At 60.9% G+C, this 20,748-nt stretch carries 18 protein-coding genes; 3 read left to right on the plus strand and 15 right to left on the minus strand.

Features of this window, described 5'->3' with window-relative positions:
• Nucleotides 1-131 precede the first annotated feature (131 nt).
• The 13 genes from F8N66_RS29505 to dksA form a co-directional block, all read right to left on the minus strand.
• On the minus strand, nucleotides 132-1,004 hold the full coding sequence (locus tag F8N66_RS29505; RefSeq protein WP_150773434.1) for an oxygenase MpaB family protein: 873 nt from the start codon (nucleotides 1,002-1,004) through the stop codon (nucleotides 132-134).
• A 68-nt stretch (nucleotides 1,005-1,072) separates the two neighbouring features.
• Nucleotides 1,073-3,010, minus strand: a complete 1,938-nt coding sequence (gene acs / locus F8N66_RS29510) for an acetate--CoA ligase (RefSeq protein ID WP_150773435.1) — start codon at nucleotides 3,008-3,010, stop codon at nucleotides 1,073-1,075.
• Between the two features lie 194 nt (nucleotides 3,011-3,204).
• Complete coding sequence (gene pgi / locus F8N66_RS29515) at nucleotides 3,205-4,869, minus strand: glucose-6-phosphate isomerase (RefSeq protein ID WP_150773436.1); 1,665 nt, start codon at nucleotides 4,867-4,869, stop codon at nucleotides 3,205-3,207.
• Between the two features lie 223 nt (nucleotides 4,870-5,092).
• Nucleotides 5,093-5,473 (minus strand): aspartate 1-decarboxylase, encoded by a 381-nt coding sequence (gene panD / locus F8N66_RS29520; RefSeq protein ID WP_003228271.1) that lies wholly within the window; start codon nucleotides 5,471-5,473, stop codon nucleotides 5,093-5,095.
• 184 nt (nucleotides 5,474-5,657) lie between these two features.
• On the minus strand, nucleotides 5,658-6,518 hold the full coding sequence (panC, locus tag F8N66_RS29525) for a pantoate--beta-alanine ligase (RefSeq protein WP_150773437.1): 861 nt from the start codon (nucleotides 6,516-6,518) through the stop codon (nucleotides 5,658-5,660).
• Nucleotides 6,515-7,315 carry a 3-methyl-2-oxobutanoate hydroxymethyltransferase gene (gene panB, locus F8N66_RS29530; RefSeq protein WP_150773438.1) on the minus strand — a complete coding sequence of 267 codons (801 nt, stop codon included), beginning with the start codon at nucleotides 7,313-7,315 and terminating at the stop codon, nucleotides 6,515-6,517. The genes panC and panB overlap by 4 nt, the downstream gene beginning before the upstream one ends.
• A 364-nt stretch (nucleotides 7,316-7,679) precedes the next feature.
• Nucleotides 7,680-8,165 (minus strand): 2-amino-4-hydroxy-6-hydroxymethyldihydropteridine diphosphokinase, encoded by a 486-nt coding sequence (folK, locus tag F8N66_RS29535; protein WP_150773439.1) that lies wholly within the window; start codon nucleotides 8,163-8,165, stop codon nucleotides 7,680-7,682.
• Nucleotides 8,166-8,168: 3 nt separating this feature from the next.
• Nucleotides 8,169-9,569 (minus strand): polynucleotide adenylyltransferase PcnB, encoded by a 1,401-nt coding sequence (locus F8N66_RS29540; protein WP_150773440.1) that lies wholly within the window; start codon nucleotides 9,567-9,569, stop codon nucleotides 8,169-8,171.
• A 730-nt stretch (nucleotides 9,570-10,299) separates the two neighbouring features.
• Nucleotides 10,300-11,739, minus strand: a complete 1,440-nt coding sequence (locus F8N66_RS29545) for a sigma-54-dependent transcriptional regulator (RefSeq protein ID WP_095196565.1) — start codon at nucleotides 11,737-11,739, stop codon at nucleotides 10,300-10,302.
• Nucleotides 11,740-11,761: 22 nt separating this feature from the next.
• A complete protein-coding gene (locus F8N66_RS29550) occupies nucleotides 11,762-14,716 on the minus strand; it encodes a sensor histidine kinase (protein ID WP_191623066.1) in 2,955 nt (984 codons plus the stop codon).
• The gene (locus F8N66_RS29555; protein ID WP_003176118.1) at nucleotides 14,700-14,876 is read right to left on the minus strand and encodes a hypothetical protein; all 177 of its coding nucleotides are present in this window, start codon (nucleotides 14,874-14,876) and stop codon (nucleotides 14,700-14,702) included. Before F8N66_RS29555 ends, F8N66_RS29550 begins: the two co-directional genes overlap by 17 nt.
• A 77-nt stretch (nucleotides 14,877-14,953) precedes the next feature.
• Complete coding sequence (gene gluQRS / locus F8N66_RS29560) at nucleotides 14,954-15,850, minus strand: tRNA glutamyl-Q(34) synthetase GluQRS (RefSeq protein ID WP_150773441.1); 897 nt, start codon at nucleotides 15,848-15,850, stop codon at nucleotides 14,954-14,956.
• A 205-nt stretch (nucleotides 15,851-16,055) separates the two neighbouring features.
• Nucleotides 16,056-16,496 carry an RNA polymerase-binding protein DksA gene (gene dksA, locus F8N66_RS29565; RefSeq protein WP_150773442.1) on the minus strand — a complete coding sequence of 147 codons (441 nt, stop codon included), beginning with the start codon at nucleotides 16,494-16,496 and terminating at the stop codon, nucleotides 16,056-16,058.
• Between the two features lie 333 nt (nucleotides 16,497-16,829).
• On the opposite strand from dksA, the gene F8N66_RS29570 reads away from it, so the two are divergent.
• Together F8N66_RS29570 and sfsA are read left to right on the plus strand one after the other, a co-directional pair.
• Nucleotides 16,830-18,002: a pyridoxal phosphate-dependent aminotransferase gene (locus F8N66_RS29570; RefSeq protein WP_150773443.1), complete on the plus strand. Its 1,173-nt coding sequence runs from the start codon at nucleotides 16,830-16,832 to the stop codon at nucleotides 18,000-18,002.
• The gene (gene sfsA / locus F8N66_RS29575) at nucleotides 18,002-18,715 is read left to right on the plus strand and encodes a DNA/RNA nuclease SfsA (protein ID WP_150773444.1); all 714 of its coding nucleotides are present in this window, start codon (nucleotides 18,002-18,004) and stop codon (nucleotides 18,713-18,715) included. Before F8N66_RS29570 ends, sfsA begins: the two co-directional genes overlap by 1 nt.
• Here sfsA and F8N66_RS29580 read toward each other — a convergent pair.
• Nucleotides 18,712-19,029, minus strand: coding sequence for a Rieske (2Fe-2S) protein (locus F8N66_RS29580; RefSeq protein WP_150773445.1), 318 nt, complete (start codon nucleotides 19,027-19,029; stop codon nucleotides 18,712-18,714). The two genes, sfsA and F8N66_RS29580, sit on opposite strands and share 4 nt — an antisense overlap.
• 163 nt (nucleotides 19,030-19,192) lie before the next feature.
• Between F8N66_RS29580 and F8N66_RS29585 the strand changes: the two genes are divergently transcribed.
• Nucleotides 19,193-20,065 (plus strand): heme/hemin ABC transporter substrate-binding protein, encoded by an 873-nt coding sequence (locus tag F8N66_RS29585; protein ID WP_150773446.1) that lies wholly within the window; start codon nucleotides 19,193-19,195, stop codon nucleotides 20,063-20,065.
• Nucleotides 20,066-20,405: 340 nt separating this feature from the next.
• Here the strand turns inward: F8N66_RS29585 and F8N66_RS29590 are convergent, their stop codons facing one another.
• Nucleotides 20,406-20,678: a TfoX/Sxy family protein gene (locus F8N66_RS29590; RefSeq protein WP_007971093.1), complete on the minus strand. Its 273-nt coding sequence runs from the start codon at nucleotides 20,676-20,678 to the stop codon at nucleotides 20,406-20,408.
• Between the last annotated feature and the right edge of the window lie 70 nt (nucleotides 20,679-20,748).

Below are 20,748 nucleotides of genomic sequence, written 5' to 3' on the forward strand. Positions count from 1 at the left end.
CAGCTTGGCATTCATCCGAGGTGCTGCCTTCGCGATCAAGCCCGCTCCTACCGCTGTCTGCGGTGTCCACACATTTGGTTTTCGACACAGATCAAAGGTGTGAGCGGGCTTGCTCGCGAAGCTGTTGCACTTCAACTGAGCAAACCCATCCGCCGCTTGGCTCGCTGCACCGAACCATTGCGCACCGCCCAGCGCAGCATGGGCGCGCTGCGATTGATGCTGGCGCGGATCAGCTTGCGTTGCAGCGGGCTCTGGCTGACGCCGAGCAGGTCGCTGGCCCAGTCCGGCAGCAGGTCGATCCCGGCCTGCATCATCAGTCCGCCAAACGGCTTGGCCAGGCGGCTCGGCGCCGGGGCATTGAGCAACAGGCGCAGCACTTCGCGACTGCGTTCGTCACACAGCAGTTGCGGCTTCATTTGCTCAAGATAATCGGCAACTGCCTGTCGGGAGCGGGGCACGTTCCGGGCACCCAGGCGTTCGGCGACCAACGCGATTTCTGCGTAGTAGCGATCCTGATCGGCCGGTGACAGATGCGGATTGCGATAACGCAAGTGCGCGGCCAGAAAGTGACTGACTTCGGCCACATGCACCCAGGTCAGCAGGTCGGGATCGCTGGCGGCGTAAGGTCGTCCGTCCGGTGCCGTGCCGGTGATCTGGAGGTGAATGGTACGCACTTTCTCGATCAGCCAGTCGGCATCCTGGCGTGAACCGAAGGTGGTGCCGGAGATGAATTGCCCGGTGCGGCGCAGCCGGCCAAGCATGTCCTCGCGAAAATTCGAATGGTCCCACACACCCGCCAGGGCCAGGGGATGCAGGGCTTGCAGCATCAGGGCGCTGATACCGCCGATGAGCATGCTGCTGAAATCACCGTGCACTTGCCAGCTCACTGAGTCAGGCCCGAACAGGCCGGGATCGCCCTTGGGGTTTTCCAGATCGAGCTTGCCCAGGGACAGCCCTGTCAGGCTCATGATTTGCGTTTCGATGCGGCTGCGGATGAATTCCATGGGATCCCGGTGATTTTTTGTAGGAGCTGCCGCAGCCTGCGACAGCTCCTACAGGAGACGGCAGTAGGTCATTGGTTCAGGCGTTTATCGATCAGGCCCTGCACCACGCTCGGGTCGGCCAGGGTCGAGGTGTCGCCAAGGCTGTCCAGCTCGTTGCAGGCAATCTTGCGCAGAATACGTCGCATGATCTTGCCCGAACGGGTTTTCGGCAAGGCCGGCGCCCACTGGATCAGGTCCGGCTTGGCGAAACTGCCGATTTCCTTGCTGACCAACCCCAGCAGTTCCTTCTTCAGTTCGTCGTTTGCGTCCACGCCGTTCATGGGGGTGACGAAAGCATAGATGCCCTGGCCCTTGACGTCGTGGGGGTAACCGACCACGGCGGCCTCGGCGATGCTGTCGTGCAGCACCAGGGCGCTTTCCACTTCGGCGGTGCCGATGCGGTGCCCGGACACGTTGATCACATCGTCGATGCGCCCGGTGATCCAGTAATCGCCGTCTTCGTCGCGGCGGGCGCCATCGCCGGTGAAGTAATAGCCGGGGTAAGGCTTGAAGTAGGTGTCGACCATCCGTTGCGGATCGCCGTAGACGCTGCGGATCTGCGCCGGCCAGCTGGACTTGATGGCCAGCACGCCGCTGCCGGCGCCTTTGATTTCCTTGCCGTGCTCGTCGAGCAGCACCGGTTGCACGCCAAACATGGGCTGCGTGGCACAGCCAGGCTTGATGCGTTGAGCACTCACCAGGGGGCTGAGCATGATGCCGCCGGTTTCGGTCTGCCACCAGGTATCGACAATTGGGCAACGCTCTTCGCCCACCGTGTGGAAATACCATTCCCACGCCTCCGGGTTGATCGGCTCACCGACGGTGCCGAGCAGCCTGACGCTGGCGCGGGACGTTTCCTTCAGCGGTTCGGGACCTTCACGCATCAGGGCGCGCAGGGCGGTCGGAGCGGTGTAGAAGATGTTTACCTTGTGCTTGTCGATCACTTGCCAGAAGCGCGAGGTGCTCGGATAACCCGGTACGCCTTCGAAGATCAGCGTGGTGGCGCCATTGGCCAGCGGGCCGTAGACGATGTAGCTGTGGCCGGTGACCCAGCCGACATCGGCGGTGCACCAGAAGACTTCGCCGTCGCGGTAGTCCAGCACGTACTTGAACGTCATTGCCGCTTGCAGCAGGTAGCCGCCGGTGGTGTGCAGCACGCCTTTGGGTTTACCGGTGCTGCCGGAGGTATAGAGGATGAACAGCGGGTCTTCGGCGCCCATCGGCTCGGGCGGGCAATCGTCGCCGACGTCGCGCAGCGCCTGGTGATACCAGAGGTCCCGGCCTTCGACCCAGTCCACCTGATTCTGCGTGCGCTCGACCACGACCACAGTGCTGACAGCAGGGCAACTTTGCAGGGCTTTATCGACATTCTGTTTGAGCGGGACGAATTTTCCGCCGCGCACGCCTTCATCGGCGGTGATCACGGTGCGGCAATCGGCATCCAGGATGCGGTCGCGCAGGGAGTCCGGGGAAAAGCCGCCGAACACCACCGAATGCACCGCGCCGATGCGCGTACAGGCGAGCATGGCGTAGGCCGCCTCGGGGATCATCGGCATGTAGATGCACACCCGGTCGCCTTTCTTCACGCCACGGCTTTTGAGCACGTTGGCCAGGCGACAGACGTTGTGGTGCAGTTTTTTGTAGGTGATTTGCGTGGATTCGGCGGGGTCGTCGCCTTCCCAGATGATTGCGACCTGATCGCCGCGCTGTTCCAGATGGCGGTCGATGCAGTTGTAGCTGACGTTCAAGGTGGCGCCGGCAAACCAGCTGGCTTCGCCGGTTTTCAGGTCATAGCGCTGGACGGTGTCCCAGGGTTTGCTCCAGTCGAGAAAGCGACTGGCCTGTTCGGCCCAGAACGTACTGGGGTGTTCGATGGATTCGCGGTAGAGGCGGTGGTAGTCGTCTTGACTCAGTTGTGCAGCCCGGCGGACGGCATCGGCTTTGGGGAACGTGCTGATATCGAACATGACGGTTCCTTATTCTTGTTTTTGGCAACAAGTAATAAAGATGCGCCGAGTACCCAACGGGTTCAAGTCATCCACAAAACAACTGTGGGAGCGGGCTTGCTCGCGAAGGCGTCGTGTCAGTCGATGAATTTGCCGACTGACACGCCGCCTTCGCGAGCAAGCCCGCTCCCACAGGGGTAGCAGGTTTGTTCAGGTTATCCGCGGTGACGACCGCGGAAGTAGTTGATCAGCCCTTGGGTGGACGGGTCATCAGCCGGGGTTTCTTCGCTGCCGACCAGGCGGTTGTAGACGCCTTTGCCCAACTCCTTGCCCAGCTCCACGCCCCACTGATCGAAGGCGTTGATGCCCCAGATCACGCTCTGCACGAAGACTTTGTGTTCGTACATCGCCACCAGCGCACCGAGGCGACGCGGGCTGATGCGCTCGACCACCAGGGTGTTGCTCGGACGGTTGCCCGGGATCACCTTGTGCGGTGCGATTTTGTGCACTTCGGCTTCGCTCATGCCTTTGTCGCGCAATTCCGCTTCGGCTTCGGCCAGGGTCTTGCCCAGCATCAGCGCCTGGCTCTGGGACAGGCAGTTGGCGTACAGCCACTGGTGGTGGTCGGACACCGGGTTGAAACTGACGATCGGCACGATGAAGTCGGCCGGGATCAACTGGGTGCCCTGATGCAGCAACTGGTGATAGGCATGCTGGCCGTTGCAGCCCACGCCACCCCAGATCACGGGACCTGTGTCGGTGGACACTGGCGTGCCGTCCTGGCGCACGCGCTTGCCGTTGGACTCCATGTCCAGCTGTTGCAAGTGCTTGGTGATGTTACGCAGGTAGTGGTCATACGGCAGGATCGCGTGACTCTGCGCACCCCAGAAGTTGCCGTACCAGACACCGAGCAGGGCCAGCAGCACCGGCATGTTCTGTTCGAACGGCGCGCTCTGGAAGTGCTGGTCCATGGTGTAGGCACCGGACAGCAGTTCCTTGAAGTTCGACATGCCGATCGCCAGGGCGATGGGCAGGCCGATGGCCGACCACAGCGAGTAACGCCCGCCGACCCAGTCCCACATCGGGAAGATGTTCTCTTCGCGGATGCCGAACGCCACGGCGGCGGCGTTGTTGCTCGAAACCGCGATGAAGTGACGATGCAACTCGACTTCCGAACCGCCCTGGGCCAGGTACCAGGCACGGGCGGCCTGGGCGTTTTTCAGCGTTTCGAGGGTGTTGAAGGATTTCGACGACACGATGAACAGCGTGGTCTCGGCACGCAACTTCATCGCCAGTTCGTGGAATTCGCTGCCGTCGATGTTTGCCAGGTAATGGCAGCGCACGCCTTTCTGGGCGTAGGCCAGCAGCGCTTCGGACACCAGCTCCGGGCCGAGGAACGAGCCACCGATGCCGATGTTCACCACGTCGGTGATCGGCTTTTCGGTGTAACCGCGCCACAGGCCATCGTGGATGCGGCCCACGAGGTCGGTGATCTGGTTCAGCACCTTGTGCACTTCAGGCATCACGTTGACGCCGTTGACCGACAACTTGTCGCCGACCGGACGGCGCAGGGCCGTGTGCAGGGCCGGGCGACCTTCGGAAGCGTTGACGATTTCACCATCGAACAGCGACTTGATCGCGCCCTTGAGGTCGACTTCGTTGGCCAGACCCACCAGCAGGTTGCGGGTCTCGGCGTTGATCAGGTTTTTCGAATAGTCGAGAAACAGGCCGCAGCTGCTGAGCGTGAATTGAGTAAAACGCTGCGGATCGGCATTGAAAGCCTCGCGCATGCTGAAATCCTGCATGGCTTGGCGGTGGTCATTCAACGCTTGCCAGGCGGGCAGAGCGGTCACGTCGTGAGGAGTGCGGTAATACGCCATCGCTGCGGGTTTCCTTTTTACTTGAACGGCCTTTTGAACACAAAAAATCCCGGAGCGCTGTGGGTGGGCGTCCGGTCAACTGCGCCGACACCATTTCATGGCGCAGGGCGAATACAGTAAACCCCGCGCAATGATCTGTCTTGACTTTGTCTGACCTGTTTCCGGTACTTTTTAGCATCAAATTCAGGAATCGTCCGACAGACGGAGGTCAGACTGCCTGCGATCAGGCGACCTGGACCGGAATGGCGTTGCTGGTGTGGCTCAGTTCGTTGCCCGGCGCCATGTAGAGCATGCGCGGTTTGAAGTTGAGCAATTCGGCTTCGCTGTAGTGGGCGTAAGCGCAGATGATCACGCGGTCGCCAACCTTGGCCTTGTGCGCGGCGGCACCGTTGACCGAGATCATGCGCGAGCCTTCCTCGCCACGAATGGCGTAGGTGGTGAAGCGCTCGCCGTTGTCGACGTTGTAGATCTGGATCTGTTCGTATTCACGAATGCCGGACAGGTCCAGCCATTCGCCGTCGATGGCGCAAGAGCCTTCGTAATCGAGTACAGCGTGGGTGACTTCGGCGCGATGCAGCTTGGCTTTGAGCATGATGGCGTGCATGAGGGTTTTCCCAGGTCGGTGGGCAAATGGCCCGAAGGGTTTATGGATGGAGTACGCAATGGAATCCAACGGGTATCCAATGTGGGAGCGGGCTTGCTCGCGAATGCGGTGTGTCAGTCAGAAATGATGCCGACTGACACACTGCATTCGCGATGCAAGCCCGCTCCCACAGGAATTGCGGTGCTCAGGCGGGGGTATCGAGGTTCAGGTGCAGGTTGTCGATCAACCGCGTCGTCCCGAGGAACGCCGCCACCAGAATCACCAGGTCCCGATCCTCGGGAGTCGCCGGGCGCAATGTCAGGGCGTGGCGAATTTCCAGGTAGTCCGGGCGCAAGCCGGCGGCTTCGAGCTGCTTGATCTGCGCACTGATCAGCGCCGGGAAATCCTGCTCGCCCTGCTTGATCGATGCGGCGATCTCGCTCAGGGTGCGATACACAATCGGTGCGACCGCGCGCTGCTCTTCGCTGAGGAAGCCGTTGCGCGAAGACAACGCCAGGCCATCGGCCGCACGGACCGTCGGCTCGCCGATGATCTGGATCGGCATGTTCAGGTCGTGGACCAGGGCGCGGATAACGGCGAGTTGCTGGAAGTCTTTCTGGCCGAAAATCGCCAGGTCCGGCTGGACCATGTTGAACAGCTTGCTGACCACGGTCGCCACGCCTTCGAAATGCCCCGGACGGCTGGCGCCGCACAGGCCTTCGGACAATTGCGGGACGCTGACGCGCGTCTGGCCGGCCATGCCGTCGGGATACATCTCTTCGACTGTCGGCGCGAACAGCAGGTCGCAGCCGGCTTCAAGCAGTTTTTCCTGGTCGGCGGCGAGGGTGCGCGGGTATTTGTCGAGGTCTTCGCCGGCGCCGAATTGCAGCGGGTTGACGAAGATACTGGCGACCACGAAATCGACCCGCTGGGTAGCCTTGGTGATCAGCGCGACGTGACCGCTGTGCAGGTTGCCCATGGTCGGCACGAAGCCGATGCGCTTGCCTTCGTTACGGGCACGGGCCACGGCGGCCCGCAGTTCGCGGACGGTTTTTACGGTGTTCATGCAGAGAATCCATGTTCGATGCCAGGGAAGGTCGCCGCTTTGACTTCAGTGACGTAGGCGCTCAAGGCGGCGTGAATGCTGTCCTGGCCGGCCATGAAGTTCTTCACGAATTTGGGTACCCGACCGGTGATGGACAGGCCCAGCATGTCGTGCAGGACCAGTACCTGGCCGTCGGTGCGATGGCCGGCGCCGATACCGATCACCGGAATCTTCACTGCCTGGGTGATCTCTTCGGCCAGCTCGCTTGGCACGCACTCGAGCAACAGCATCGCCGCGCCGGCCTGTTCCAGGGAAATCGCATCGGCACGCATCTGGCGCGCCTGGTTTTCATTGCGGCCCTGGACCTTGTACCCGCCGAGGATGTTCACCGATTGCGGCGTCAGGCCCATGTGTGCGCACACCGGGATACCACGCTCGGCGAGCAGGCGAATCGAGTCGGCCAGCCACAATGCCCCTTCGACCTTGACCATGTGCGCACCGGCCTGCATCAACAGGGCACTGTTGGTCATGGCTTGTTCGGGGGTGGCATAGGCCATGAAGGGCAGGTCGGCGAGGATCAACGCGTCGGTGTTACCGCGTTTTACGCTGGCCACGTGGTAAGCCATTTCGGCGGTGGTGACCGGCAGGGTGCTGTCGTGACCTTGCAAAACCATGCCGAGGGAGTCGCCCACCAGCAGCACTTCGACGCCAGCCTGGTTGCAGGCGTGGGCGAAGGTCGCGTCATAGCAGGTCAGCATGGTGATTTTTTCACCTTTCTGCTTGAGGCTCTGGAGCGTGGTCAGGGTGATGGCTGGCATGTCAAAAAATCCTCGTTCAGGCGCTATGGAAACTACTGCGAGTAACGCGCGTGATTCGTCATCTACTCAGGCGCACGGTCTTTTGTCGTGCTTATAAGGCCTGGATTGCGCCCTTGCGTGCCGTGATGGCGGCAGCGGGACGCCTATAGTCGTGAGGAGAACTCGGGAAGTCAATTGCATGTGTTACCGCATTGTTACGCGGGCGGTGTTACCGAAGGGGACTGATGCGTTTCAGCAAATTCTGTAGGAGATGTTGCACATCAATGTGGGAGCGGGCTTGCTCGCTAATGGGGTGTGCCAGTCAAAAATGGTGTCGACTGATACACCGCCTTCGCGAGCAAGCCCGCTCCCACGGGGAGTTGTGTCAATTTGTAGTCAGGCGTTCCAGGCCGACGAACGGGCAGGCCGCGAGCAATGCTGTGAGGCTGCGGCCATCGGCGAGGCGCAGATCCGCGGGGGCCAGTTCCGCCAGGGGATACAGCACGAAGGCCCGTTCCTGCATGTGGTAATGCGGGACTTTGAGGCGCGGTTCGTCGATCAGGCGGTCGCCGTACAGCAGGATGTCGAGATCCAGCGTGCGCGGTCCCCAGCGCTCGAGTCGCTCGCGACCCTGCTCGTTCTCGATGGCTTGCAGGGCATCGAGCAAGTCCAGCGGCGCCAGGGTGCTGTCGAGGGCGGCGACCGCGTTGGTGTAACGCGGTTGGCCGGGCAGCAGCGAGTCGCTTTGATAAAAGTCGGAAACGGCGACCAGTTTCGAGTGCGGCAGCTGCGCCAATGCAGCGACTGCGCTGCGCAACTGTTCGGCGGGGGCGGCGAGATTGCTGCCCATGCCGATGTAGATGCGTTCCATGGATTACTCGCCCGAAGAATCCGAAACACCGGCGGTGCGCTTACGCTTGGAGCCACTGGTGCGGCGACGTTTGCGTGGTGCACCGGTGCCTTCGTCCTTGCCGCTGAGGTCGCGGATCATGTCGCGACGTTCACTGTCGTTGGCGTCTTGATAATCCGTCCACCATTCGCCCAGGCCGTCGGTCTGCTCCCCAGCGCTTTCGCGCAGCAGCAGGAAATCGTAACCGGCGCGGAACCGTGGGTTGTCCAGCAACAGGTCGGCACGTTTGCCGCTACGCCGTGGCAGGCGCTCCTGCATGTCCCAGATCTCGCGGATCGGCAGGGTGAAGCGTTTCGGAATCGCAATGCGCTGGCACTGTTCGGCAATCAGCTCGTGAGCCGCTTCCTGCATCGCCGGAATCGGTGGCATGCCACGTTCCTGCAAGCGCAGTACCCGTGCCGGCAGGGCAGGCCACAGCAGGGCCGCAAACAGGAACGCCGGCGTTACCGGTTTGTTCTGCTTGATCCGCAGGTCGGTGTTGATCAGCGCTTCGCTAATCAGGGTGTGGGTGTAGGTCGGGTTGTATTCCAGCGCCTCGGCACTGGCCGGGAACAGCGGATCGAACAGCTGCAGGTCGACCAGCATTTCGAAGGTGTCCGCGGCATGGCCGGAAAGGAACAGCTTGAGCACTTCTTCGAACAGGCGGGCTGCCGGGATCTCGCGCAGCATCGGGGCCAGGTCGCGGATCGGCAGGGCGCTGTGCTTCTCGATGCCGAAGTTCAGCTTGGCCGCGAAACGCACGGCCCGCAGCATCCGTACCGGATCTTCCTGATAGCGCTGCTTGGGATCGCCGATCAGGCGGATCAGGTGATTGCGGATGTCGTGCACGCCGTTGGCGTAATCGAGAATGCGCTCGCTGACCGGGTCGTAATAGAGGGCGTTGATGGTGAAGTCGCGACGCTGCGCGTCTTCTTCCAGGGTGCCGTAGACGTTGTCGCGCAGGATGCGCCCGCTCTCGTTGCGGGAAGACTGGTTACTGTCTTCCTCTTCGTCGTTTTGCGGGTGATTGGCGCGGAAGGTCGCGACTTCGATGATTTCGCGGCCAAAGTGGATGTGCACCAGCTTGAACCGGCGACCGATGATTCGCGCGTTGCGAAATTCGGCCCGGACTTGCTCAGGGGTGGCGCTGGTGGCGACGTCAAAGTCTTTCGGCGTGATGCCAAGCAGCATGTCGCGCACACAACCACCGACCAGATAGGCCTGGTAACCGGCGCCCTGCAGGCGTTCGACGATGTTCACCGCGTAGCGGCTGAATTGTGCCTTTTGCAGCGAATGTTGGCCGCTGTTGAGCACTTCAGGCGTGCTGCGGATGTGTTGCGTACGACGCACGGGTGTACGGAATGACTGGAACAACTTCTTCAGCATGGGATGCACTGTTTGAAGGAATGTTCGGCCAAAACGAAGAATGACCGCATGATGGGCGGGGATTCTAGCATTTAGTCGGGGGATGGTGTAGGACGCAGGAGATTTGAGCTGTAGGCCGCACGTTTCAAGGCAGCGGCGGGCGTGAAGCGGTTTCTGAATCGCGGAAACTACAAGGGGAGCCGAAGCTCCCCAAGAAGTAGTTGCATGCTCTATTTTTGTTATTGGTTTCGGGCTTCTTGTTTTTGTTGAGTGCCCACGCCATGAAGCTTCCTTCATGACCCTCCCAATTGGGAGCCAAGAGCAAACGGATTGCTTTGGTCGCTGAATTGCAGTGATCTCTCGATCCAACCAGTACAGGCTCTGTCTTATGACAGTTTTTTGTTGTTCTCGGCCTGGTCGTGGGGCAAGCCCCAAATACAACGCCTCTCCAAAAGAATCAGTTAGCTGCGCCTCTCGCCGTCTTGTTTTTATTGTGCGTGAGTCGATTCGTCTTATTTTTATTGTCTTGTGCATTGCTTGTTATTGTTCTTGTATCAAACATATAGCAGGGTGCGTGCCAACTTTTGCAAAGCCCAGTAAAACAAGGGGTTAGGCGATCTGGTGGGTTAAGTGCAGGCGAAAAAAAGCCGGGGTTTCGTTACCGTAAGCCCCGGCTTCTGTTACGTGAAAAATCTGAGGTAACAGTTTTTTCACAAAGTCACGTGTTACCCACACATCAGACAGGGACGGTTCAGCTTTCGCTGGCGACCCCGGTCTTGCGCCGTGGAATGCCCAGGCGTTGACGGCGTTCCCACAGGCACTTGCGGCTGACCCCGAGTTTGCGGGCCAGTTCGGTTTCGGTCATGTGGTCCTGATGCTCAAGCACGAAATGCTGGAAATAGTCTTCCAGGGACAGGTCTTCGGTCGGTTCGTGGTTGTTGTTACCGGCGTTATTGTTGCCCTGTTGCGGGGGCAGTCCGATGAATTCGTCGTCTTCCAGATCGCCCAGTTCGATGTCGATACCCAGCAGCTCGGCGGAAATCTCCGGGCTCTCACACAGGATCACGGCGCGCTCGACGGCGTTTTCCAGTTCGCGAACGTTGCCCGGCCATGAGTAATGGCGAATGGCTTGTTCGGCGTCCGGGGCGAATTTCAGGTCGGTGCGATTGATCCGCGCGCTCTGCCGCGCGAGGAACGCATTGGCAATTTCGTTGACGTCGGCACCGCGCTCGCGCAGGGCCGGCAATTTCAGGGCGATCACGTGGAGGCGGTAGTACAAGTCTTCACGGAACTGGCCGATCTTCGCCAGGCTCTTGAGGTCGCGGTGAGTCGCCGCGATCAGGCGCACATCGACCTTTTGCGACTGCACCGAGCCGACCCGCCGAATCTCGCCTTCCTGGAGCACGCGCAACAGACGTGCCTGGGCTTCCAGTGGCAGTTCGCCAATTTCGTCGAGGAACAGGGTGCCGCCGTCCGCGGCTTCCACCAGGCCGGCACGCCCGGCACTGGCACCGGTGAACGCGCCTTTTTCGTGGCCGAACAGTTCGGACTCGATCAGGCTTTCCGGAATGGCCGCGCAGTTCACCGAAATCATCGGTGCCTTGGCGCGTTTGGACAGGTTGTGCAGGGCGCGCGCTACCAGTTCCTTACCGGTGCCGGACTCACCCTGGATCAGCACGTTGGAATCCGTTGGCGCGACCTTGCGGATCTTGCCGTACAGATCCTGCATCGGTGGACACGAGCCGATGATGCCGATCTCGCCGTTGCTGTTATCGATACCGGTTTTCGCCGCGCCATTGGCGACTTTGCCGGCCACCGGTTCGCCGCTGGCTTGCACTGATTGACGATCGCGCAGGATGCGCGCAACCGCCTGCAGCATTTCATCGTGATCGAAAGGCTTGGCGATGTAATCCACCGCGCCCATCTTCATCGAGTCCACCGCTGAGCGCAGGCTGGCGTAGCTGGTCATGATCAGCACCGGAGTGCCCTGGCCCAGTTTGATCAGTTCGGTGCCCGGGGCGCCAGGCAGGCGCAGGTCACTGACGATCAGGTCGAATGTGGGAATGGTGAAGCGTTCTTGTGCTTCCTGCACTGAACCGGCCTCGCTGACCTGGTACTGGTTACGTTCCAGCAGGCGGCGCAAGGCGGAGCGGATGATGGTTTCGTCTTCGACGATCAAAATGTGCGGCATTGATTCGATACTCTCGACGGTCTCAGTTCACAGCGGACGTCGCTTCGACATGACGCGGTAAGGTCACCCGGATACGGGTGCCGCGTTGGCTCTGAACATCAGCCGGGCTGTCGATGGTGATTTGTCCATAATGCTCTTCAACGATGGAATAGACCAGTGCAAGGCCCAGACCGGTGCCTTCGCCAGGGTCCTTGGTGGTGAAGAAAGGTTCGAACAATCGGTCCATGATGTTCTTCGGAATACCGCTGCCCTCGTCTTCCACGATCAGGTCGACCGTGTGTTCGCCGGCTTCGCTCTTGACGCGTACCGCGCTGCCCGCAGGCGAGGCGTCGCGGGCGTTTGAGAGCAGGTTGATCAATACCTGGGCAAGCCGTTGCGGGTCGCCTTCGACCCAGTGATCGGGGTCGCACAGGTTGTAGAACTGCACTTCGAAATTGCGTCGGTTCAGGGCCAGCAAGCCAATGGCGTCCTGGGCGACTTCCGCCAGACAAACGGGCTCGTCGCTGTGCTGGTGGCTGCCGGCATGGGCGAAACTCATCAACGATTGCACGATGCGCGACACGCGTTTGGTCTGTTCGAGGATCTGCCCGCTGATTTCCTTGAGCTCGCCGTCTTCCTCGCGCTCTTCGCGCAGGTTCTGCGCCAGGCAGGCAATGCCGGTGATCGGGTTGCCGATTTCATGGGCTACGCCGGCCGCCAGGCGCCCGATGCTGGCCAGGCGCTCGGAATGCACCAGTTTGTCTTCGAGCATCTGGGTTTCGGTCAGGTCTTCCACCAGCAGTACCAAGCCGCTGTTACCCGGGGCAAGCGGTTCGTCGATCGCCGCTTTGTGCAGGTTCAGCCAGCGGGTCTGGCCGTCGAGGGCCAAGTGCTGTTTGTGCAAATGTTCGTCCGGCAAATTGATGAAGCCTTGCAGCAGCTCCCTCCACGGGTCGGCAATGGTGCTAAGGCGCGACCCGACCACGCGCTGCGCGGCAATCCCGGTCAGCTCCTCCATGGCCTTGTTCCACATGAGGATTTCCTGGTCCTTGGCCAGCGAGCAGACGCCCATCGGCAATTCCTGCAGGGTCTGTCGGTGGTAGCGGCGCAGGGCGTCGAGTTCGGCGGCCAGCCCGGTCAGGCGCGAGTGGTAATCCTCGAGGCGGCTTTCGATGAAGTGGATGTCCTCGGTGACATAGTTCTCGCCGCCGGCTTTGTACGGCAGGAAGGTCTCGACCATGTCCTGGGCGACACTCGGCCCCATCAGGCCGGAGAGGTTGGCCTCGATGCGGTCGCGCAGGCGGCGCAAGGCGTAAGGCCGGCGCTCGTCGAAGGGCAGGTAGAGATCGCGCAGGGCCTGCTCGACTTCCTTTTGCGCCGCCTTGGCGCCCAGTGGCTTGGCCAGCTGCGTGGCGAATTCCTGGGGCGAGGCGGCATGCAGCTCGCGGCGTTGCGGGCGGCGAACGTTGTCCACGGCGCAGGCTTCCGCGGCGCTGGCTTCTTCGGTGCTGGCGTTGGTGAACAGTGAAATCAGGGTGAACATCAACACGTTGGCGGCCAGCGAGGCGATTGCCGCCATGTGCCAGCTGGTGTCGTCCAGCACGTAGATCATGTTCAGCAGCGGAATATAGAAGCCCTGCAGATTGCCCACCAACGGCAGCAGCATGGTCACCAGCCAGACCAGAATGCCCGCCAGCAAACCGGCAATGAAGCCGCGTCGGTTGGCGGTCGGCCAGTACAGCACCGACAGCACGCCCGGCAGGAATTGCAAGGTCGCGACAAAGGCGACGATGCCGAGGTTGGCCAGGTCTTGTTCCGCGCCCAGCAGCAGGTAAAAACCGTAACCGGCCATGATGATCGCGACGATCAACGCCCGGCGCGTCCACTTCAGCCAGCGGTAGATGTTGCCCTCCGCCGGCGGTTGATAGAGCGGCAGCACCAGGTGGTTCAGGGCCATCCCCGACAGCGCGAGGGTTGTCACGATGATCAGGCCGCTGGCGGCGGACAGCCCGCCGACATACGCCAGCAGCGCCAGTGCCTTGCTGTTGGCGGCGATGCCGATGCCGAGCGTGAAGTATTCCGGGTTGGTGGTGGCGCCGAGTTTCAGTCCGGCCCAGAGAATCAAGGGCACCGCCAGGCTCATCAGCAGCAGGAACAGCGGCAGGCCCCAGCTGGCGCTGACCAGCGAGCGCGGGTTGAGGTTTTCAGTGAACGTCATGTGGTACATGTGCGGCATCACGATCGCCGAGGCGAAGAACACCAGCAGCAGCGTGCGCCATGGACCTTCCTGCAAAGGCGTGTGCAGGGCGGCCAGGGCGGTCTGGTTTTGCAGCAGCCACAACTCCAGCTGTTGCGGGCCATCGAATACACCGTACAGCGCATAGAGGCCGACACCACCGAGCGCGATCAGCTTGATCACCGATTCGAAGGCGATCGCGAACACCAGGCCTTCATGCTTCTCGCGGGTGGCGATGTGCCGGGAGCCGAAGAAAATCGTGAACAGGGTAATCAGTGCACAGAAGCTCAGGGCCACGCGGTGCTGCACCGGCTCGCGGGTGAGAATGCCGATTGAGTCGGCCACGGCCTGAATCTGCAAGGCCAGCAGCGGCAGCACGCCGATCAGCATGAAAATCGTGGTCAGCGCGCCGGCCCAGGTACTGCGGAAACGAAACGCGAACAGGTCCGCCAGGGACGACAGCTGGTAGGTGCGGGTGATCTTCAGGATGGGGTACAGCAACACCGGCGCCAGCAGGAATGCCCCGGACACCCCTAAATAGCTGGAGAGAAAACCGTAACCGTACTGGTAGGCCAGGCCCACGGTGCCGTAAAACGCCCAGGCACTGGCATAGACCCCCAGCGACAGGGTGTAGGTGAGCGGGTGGCGAATGATCGCCCGGGGGATCATGCCCCGTTCGCTGATCCAGGCCACGCCGAACAGCACCGCCAGGTAGGCGGCGCTGATCAGGATCATCTGGGTCAGGCTAAAGCTCATCGGCATCTTTTTGGCTCTGCAGGATGAAGGTCACGACAATCAGGATCAGCCAAAGCAGATATGGGCGATACCAGGCGCCAGTGGCGTCGATCCACCAATCCATGATGGCCGGGGAAAACAGATAAATCCCCACTACCAGGAGCAGGACCAAGCGATAGATGTACATCCCGGCCTCTCTTTTTTATGCCCGTGCCCGAAAACGTGCGGCGATGGTAACGGATGGGTGCGCCACTGCAAGCATCATCACTGTAGCTGCGCCTCCGGCAGGCTCAAGGTGCGCGGGATCAGGCTCGCATTCCAGTGGGTGATACCCCAGTTCAGCACTTCCCTTGGCGTGGCGTAGGCCAGTTCAGCCCCGGGATTGTGGCCCAGTGCGCGCAGGGCTCGCAGCAACAACGGCGTGGCCTGGTCTTCGGTCAAGGGCGGCGAGCGGTAGGACTTGCCCAGTTTGTGGCCATCGGGCTGTGTGATCAGCGGGATGTGCAAGTAACGGGGTTGCCGCAGGCCGAGCAGTTCCTGCAGATACAGCTGGCGCGGCGTGGAGTCGAGCAGGTCGGCGCCGCGCACGATATCGGTGATGCCTTGCCAGGCATCGTCCAGCACCACCGCCAGTTGGTAGGCGTAGAGCCCGTCGCGGCGGCGAATCACGAAATCACCGACATCACGGCCCAGGTGCTGATGGAACTCACCTTGCACGCGGTCAATGAAGTGGTAGTCCAGTTCGGGAGCGCGCACCCGGATCGCCGCCTCTTCGCAGGCATGCCCGGCATTGCGGCACAATCCCGGATAGATGCCGTGGTAGGGCTCCAGTTGTTTGCGCGAGCAGGTGCAGGCATAGGCCAGGCCCTGATGGAACAGGCGATTGAGCACTTCGGCGTAGGCATCATGCCGGTCGCTCTGGCGGACCATCTCGCCGTCCCATTCAAAACCGTAACTTTCCAGCGCCTTGAGAATCGCGGCCTGGGCACCGGGTTCTTCACGGGGCGGGTCGAGGTCTTCCATGCGCATCAGCCAGCGACCACCCACCGAGCGTGCGTCGAGGTACGAGGCCAGTGCGGCGACCAGCGAGCCGAAATGCAGGTGACCACTGGGCGTGGGGGCGAAGCGTCCAATGTAGGTGGGGCTGGTGATGGCGGTCATGAGGGTAACGATACGTTTTCCAGGCTTGTGCTAACCACCCTGTGGGAGTGGGCTTGCTCGCGAAGAGGTCATCAGCGTTGACATCAGTGCGGGCTGATTCACCGCTTTCGCGAGCAAGCCCGCTCCCACAGCGGTTTTTCGTCGAGGCAAATTGCGGAAACAAAAACGGAGCGTTCGCACGCTCCGTTTTTCATTCAAGTCGCTTTTACTTGCCGACTTGCTTTTCCTTGATTTCCGCCAGGGTCTTGCAGTCTACGCACATGTCGGCGGTAGGGCGGGCTTCCAGGCGCTTGACGCCGATTTCGACGCCGCAGGAGTCGCACCAACCGTACTCTTCGTCTTCGATCAATTGCAGCGTCTTGTCGATCTTCTTGATCAACTTGCGCTCACGATCGCGGGCTCGCAGTTCGAGGGCAAACTCTTCTTCCTGGCTGGCACGGTCTGCCGGATCCGGGAAGTTGGCTGCTTCGTCCTTCATGTGATCAACCGTGCGGTCGACTTCCTGCATCAAGTCCTGTTTCCACTTGTTCAGGACCTTGGTGAAGTGCGCGCGCATGGGCTTGCCCATGTACTCCTCGCCCTTGGTTTCAACGTAGGGTTCGAAGCCGCTGATTGTCGGCTGTTGCTGCTTTGCTTGGGTGGACATGAAATAGACCGCCTCTACTCTTGTAATCCATCTGCGCAGGATTGCTCCATCACCGGCACCCGCCGGCCCTGCGGCTGCAAGCGGGCGAACTTACCAGATCAATTCAGGCCGCGCTACTCCCGGATGTCGCGGTCGCGACCCTCGGTGCCTGCAATTGATGGCAAAGCGCTGTCTGGTGGCACTGGAGCCCTGATCAATTATTGATTTTAGTCAAACCTGGGGCGCTCGCCTGAGTCGTTTTGGGCTTGGGTTATACGGCTCTGACCGCTTTAGGCTCTCGCTCGTTCCTGCGCTTGGGTAGAATCGATTCTTTTCTTCGTTGAAGGAAGGCCAATGGCTCAGTCCTACAGTGCCCGCAGTCGCGCGATCGAACCTTTCCATGTCATGGCGTTGCTGGCGCGGGCCAATGAATTGCAGGCCGCCGGTCACGATGTGATTCACCTGGAAATCGGCGAACCGGACTTCACCACCGCCGAACCGATCATCCGTGCCGGCCAGGCCGCACTCGAATCGGGAAAAACCCGCTACACCGCCGCACGCGGCATTCCCGAGCTGCGCGAGGCCATTTCGGGCTTTTATCAGCAGCGTTATGGCCTGGATATCGACCCGCGCCGGATCCTCATCACACCGGGTGGTTCCGGCGCGCTGTTGCTGGCCAGTGCCTTGCTGGTCGATCCGGGCAAGCATTGGCTGCTGGCGGACCCGGGTTATCCGTGCAACCGGCATTTCCTGCGGCTGGTAGAGGGCGCTGCGCAGCTGGTTCCCGTGGGCCCTGAGGTGCGTTATCAACTGACGCCGGACCTGGTCGAGCGGCATTGGGATCACGACAGCGTGGGTGCACTGGTGGCGTCCCCGGCCAATCCGACGGGAACGATCCTCACACGCGACGAACTGGCGGGTCTGTCCACCGTCATCAAGCAGCGCCATGGACACCTGGTGGTCGACGAGATCTACCACGGCCTGACCTACGGCACCGACGCGGCCAGCGTGCTGGAAGTCGACGACAGTGCCTTTGTGCTTAACAGTTTTTCGAAATATTTCGGAATGACCGGTTGGCGACTGGGTTGGCTGGTGGCGCCCGACGCGGCGGTGGGTGAGCTGGAGAAACTCGCCCAGAACCTCTACATCAGCGCCCCGAGCATGGCCCAGCACGCTGCGTTGGCCTGTTTCGAGCCAGCCACCCTCAGCATTCTCGAAGAGCGGCGGGCCGAATTCGGACGTCGACGGGATTTCCTGCTGCCTGCCCTGCGGGAGTTGGGTTTCGGAATCGCCGTGGAGCCAGAGGGTGCGTTCTACTTGTATGCTGATATCAGCAAGTTCGGTGGAGATGCCTTCTCGTTCTGCCGGCACTTCCTTGAAACCGAACACGTGGCCATCACCCCCGGACTCGACTTCGGGCGCTATCAGGCGGGCCACCATGTACGCTTTGCCTACACGCAAAACATCGAGCGTCTGCAGGACGCGGTGGAACGTATTGCCCGTGGCCTGCGGAGCTGGCAAGGCTGATGCGTTTTCATCCTCCCCTTGAAGAAGGTCGCCTGATCCGTCGTTACAAGCGCTTTCTTGCCGATATCGAGACGGTTGATGGCCAGCTACTGACCCTTCACTGCCCGAACACCGGCTCGATGCTCAATTGTCAGGTCGAAGGCGGGCAGGTCTGGTTCAGCCGGTCCAGTGATCCGAAGCGCAAGCTGCCCGGCACCTGGGAAATTGGCGAAACCCCGCACGGCCGGCAGTTTTGCGTGAATACCGCGCGGGCAAACGCCTTGATCGAGGAAGCGCTTCACGCCGGGGTCATCACCGAGCTGAACGGCTTTACCGCCCTCAAGCGCGAAGTCCCTTACGGCCTGGAAAAGAGCCGGATCGATTTTCGTCTCGATTACCCGGGCGGGCCGGCCTATGTGGAAGTCAAAAGCGTCACGCTGGGTTTCGACGGTGTGGCGGTGGCGGCGTTTCCCGATGCGGTGACCCAGCGAGGGGCCAAGCACTTGCGTGAGTTGGCCCATCTGGCTCGGGACGGTGTTCGCGCGGTGCAGTTGTACTGCGTGAACCTCACGGGGATCGAAGCGGTGCGTCCTGCCGAGGAAATCGATTCGGCCTACGCACAAGCCTTGCGCGAGGCGGTGGCCTGTGGAGTTGAAGTGCTGGCCTATGGCGTGCGCCTGAGCCATGAAGAAATGGTGGTGGATCGACGCCTGGAGGTACTGCTCGGCGATTAAACGCTGACCCAGATACCCTGGGCATCCTCCCGGCAGTTCACCTGGGTCAACGATTGCCCCGCGCAAGGGCCGGCGACACACTCCCCATCCTCGATCAAAAACAAAGCGCCGTGGGTGGCGCACTGGATCAGGCTGTTGCTGGGGTCCAGGAACTGATCAGGTTTCCATTCCAGGCCGACGCCGCGGTGCGGGCAGCGATTGATATAGACGTAGACCTGGCCGCCCCGGCGCACGGCGAACAGCTTTTGCCCGTCGAGTTCGAATCCTCGGCTGCTGGAATCGGCCAGCTCCACGCCTGTACACAAAAACTTCATGCCTATCCTCGGAGCGCACAGTCGTGACCGGATATGTCCGAGCTTGACGTGCAAATGCAAGCAATTATCAAATGGCTGACTTGCCCGCGGGTGCAGGTGCCAGGTGCACAGGATACTTGGCCTGCTCCCCTGACGCCCGGTAAACCCTCAAAGGAAGCTGTTCATGCGCCTGAGAACTCGCGTTGCTGCACTTTGTGTCGGACTTCTTGCCAGTCATCACGCCGCAGCGGCTGATTTGCCGCAGCGCTGGGTCAGCGCCGGTGGCGCGCTTTCGGAGTGGATCAGCGCATTGGGCGGTGAATCGAAACTGGTCGGTGTCGATACCACCAGCCAGCATCCTCAATCATTGAAGGCTTTGCCCAGTATCGGTTATCAGCGCCAGCTGTCGGCCGAAGGTGTGCTGAGTTTGCGTCCGCAGATTCTGGTCGGCACCGAAGAAATGGGGCCACCCCCCGTGCTGTCGCAAATCCGCAGTGCGGGCGTGAAGGTTGAGTTGTTCTCGGCCCAGCCAGATCTGGCGACGCTGCAGAACAACCTTCAGCATTTGGGTCGGTTGCTGGGAGCCGAAGACCGGGCGGCGCAGTTGCTCGCCACTTATCAACAGGCGCTTGAGCAGCATAAGACCCGGGTTACCCGGGCACAGTTGACGCAACCCTCTCCAGGCGTGCTGTTGTTGCTCGGGCATGCGGGCGGAAAACCGCTGATCGCCGGCAAGGACACCGCAGCCGATTGGTTGCTGCAACGGGCCGGTGGCCACAACCTGGCGACCCATAGCGGTTACAAGCCGTTTTCCAATGAATCGCTGGTCAGCCTGGACCCCGACGTGCTGGTGTTCGCCGACCGTGCGCTGAGCGGAGAGGCGGCGCGCGCGGCGCTGTTCAAGGAGAATTCGATCCTGGCCTCGACTCGCGCCGCCAGGGATGGTCGGGTCATCGAACTTGATCCAACCTTGCTGGTGGGTGGGTTGGGACCACGGTTGCCGGAGAGTCTGAAAAAGCTGTCCGACGGTTTCTATCCTGAATCGGCTGACCGGTAACCCGGCTTCGTGATTCCCGATCACGGCGTGTAGGAGGGTGACGACTTTTCCACAGGCAAAAAAAGACCCGGCAAGAGCCGGGTCAAATAACCGTGATTAGCCTGATGAGGAGATAATCTGAGAGTCCGAACCAAGGGCTATTCAGAATATCGACCAGTCTCGCGACCAGTTGTGATAATCATATCGATTCTCATTACCAAGTCAACAGCTGATTGCTCATCAGTCTGTTTTGTGTCGCATGTGTTTGGTAAGTCTCTGTAATCATTGAATATAGGCCTGTCGTTTTTAGTGAACTCATCTTTTTGATTCGCGACCAGCCAGGGGTGCCATCGGTGCTGGCTCAGTTCTTGTGGCGCGACGAGATGGCTTCCAGCTGTTTATTCAGGGCCTCTTTGCGTTCAGCGGGTATATCGTTCCAGTGCACGTCCATCAGGGCGCCTTCGATTGCATACAACAACACCTTGGACGCCCTAAATCCGCGCGTTCGCACGGCCCGATAAGCGTCCACCGCCCCCAGGCGACGCAAGTCCGAGGCGCTGTGGATGCCCACGGCATGCAGCCACTGCGCCGACGTCTTGCCAAGATTCTTCAGGTGTTGCAGTTCATCATTCATCAAGCCTCCTTGCGATGGCCGAATGGTGCGTGGGCAAGCTTCTGAGGAGTGTAGCCATCAGTAGGAAAAG

This window comes from Pseudomonas fluorescens (assembly GCF_902498195.1).
Taxonomy (GTDB): Bacteria; Pseudomonadota; Gammaproteobacteria; order Pseudomonadales; family Pseudomonadaceae; genus Aquipseudomonas; species Aquipseudomonas fluorescens_BU.